The sequence below is a fragment of the Roseomonas rosulenta genome, from assembly GCF_016106005.1.
Lineage (GTDB): Bacteria > Pseudomonadota > Alphaproteobacteria > Acetobacterales > Acetobacteraceae > Neoroseomonas > Neoroseomonas rosulenta.
This window is the reverse complement of record NZ_JACADR010000504.1, coordinates 1-1,573: the sequence shown is the minus strand read 5'-3', so window position 1 is coordinate 1,573 and position 1,573 is coordinate 1. Positions and strand designations below refer to the sequence as shown.

Here is a 1,573-nt window from a genome sequence, read left to right as displayed (position 1 = left end):
ACTATGCTGGATCGCGCGACGGACCGCCTCTGTCGTGCGGGCGCAGCCGTGAAGAACCTGCCCCATAGCGCATCCCTCCATGCCAGGGAGAAGACTGCACCACCAAAGCCCGGGACCAAACATCTAGGCGCGCAGAGGCATCGCGGGAGCACGCCGGGAAAAGGGTGGCGGCGCGGTCGAGTGCGCCCGTAAGTTGCACGACATCAGGGTCCCGCCGTGCACTTGCCCCCGACCGCCCCCCGCCGCTGGCTGCTCGCCGCCCTGCCCGCCGCCTTCGTGCACCCGCGCGCGGCGGCGGCCGCGCTGCCCGACTGGCGGCTATTCGCCGAGCGGTTCCTGCGCCCTGACGGGCGCATCATCGACACCGGCAATGCCGGCGTCTCGCACAGCGAGGGCCAGGGCTGGGGGCTGATGCTCGCGGCCGTCGCGCAGGACCGCGACGCCTTCGAACGCATCCGCGCCTGGACCCGGCGCGTGCTGAAGCGCCCGCATGACCACCTGCATGCCTGGCGCTACCGCCCCGGCGCCACGCCCGCCATCGACGACCCGAACAACGCAACCGATGGCGACCTCTACATCGCCTGGGGCCTGCTGCTGGGCGCGCAACTCTGGCGTGTGCCGGGCTGGGAGCAGGAAGCGGTGGCGATCGGCCAGGACATCCTGCGCCTGACGCTGCGGCAACAGCAGGGCCGCGCGCTGTTGCTGCCCGGCGCCGCAGGCTTCGAATCCGCCGCCGGCCTGGTGCTGAACCCGTCCTACATCGCGATCCCGGCCTTCGCCGCGCTGGCGCGCGCCATGCCGCAGTCGCCATGGCCCGCCATCGCGCGCGACGGGACGGAATTTCTGCGCCGCGCCAGGTTCGGCGCCTGGGGTCTCAGCCCCGACTGGGTGCTCCAGCCGCCAGGCAGCGCGCCGCTCCGGCTGCCGCAGCGCTGGCCGCCGCGATTCTCCTTCGATGCGGTGCGGGTGCCGCTGCTGCTCGCCTGGGGCGGCGATGCGGGGCACCCCGCGGTCGCCGCCGCGGCTGGCTTCTGGACCGATTCACGCTGGCCGGCGCCGCCGGCCTATGTCGATCTCGTCACCGGCGAGCCGTCGGATTTCCAGGCCTCTCCGGGTGTTAGGGCGATTGCCTCCTTCGTAGTGTCACGTCGATCTGGCAACGGAATCGCCGTGACGTTACCATCGATAAACGAGTCACGTGATTACTACTCTGCATCGTTGACCCTGCTGGTCCGATTCGCCTGCCTCGCGACCGGGACACCGGTCGCCTGACGCTTGGCGGGCCCGACCTGCGCCCGGAGGCCGACATGCAGTTCACAGCGGCAAAAGGCCGTTCATCGCAGGCTCGCCCCGCGTCGTGACGCAGCAGGATCCCGACATCGCGGCGCTGACCGCCCGGCTTGGCCTGCGCGGAATGCACTACCGGTCGTTCGGCAACCGGCCGGTGGCTGCCGCGCCGACCGCCGAACCGCCGCCAGCCGCGCCGGTCGAGGCCATGACGCCGCCGCAGGCGACCACCGCCGCGCCGCCCTGGCCGGTCGAAGCGGCGACGCCGCTGCCCGCAACCGTTTCG

The 1,573-nt window shown here is 72.1% G+C and carries 2 protein-coding genes; both read left to right on the top strand.

Annotated features, from left to right (window positions below; translation table 11 throughout):
* Positions 1-216 precede the first annotated feature (216 nt).
* The gene (locus HW578_RS26335; RefSeq protein ID WP_198373664.1) at positions 217-1,272 is read left to right on the top strand and encodes a glycosyl hydrolase family 8; all 1,056 of its coding nucleotides are present in this window, start codon (positions 217-219) and stop codon (positions 1,270-1,272) included.
* 85 nt (positions 1,273-1,357) lie between these two features.
* The coding region (locus HW578_RS26330; RefSeq protein ID WP_408906271.1) for a hypothetical protein at positions 1,358-1,573 on the top strand (216 nt) is incomplete at its 3' end.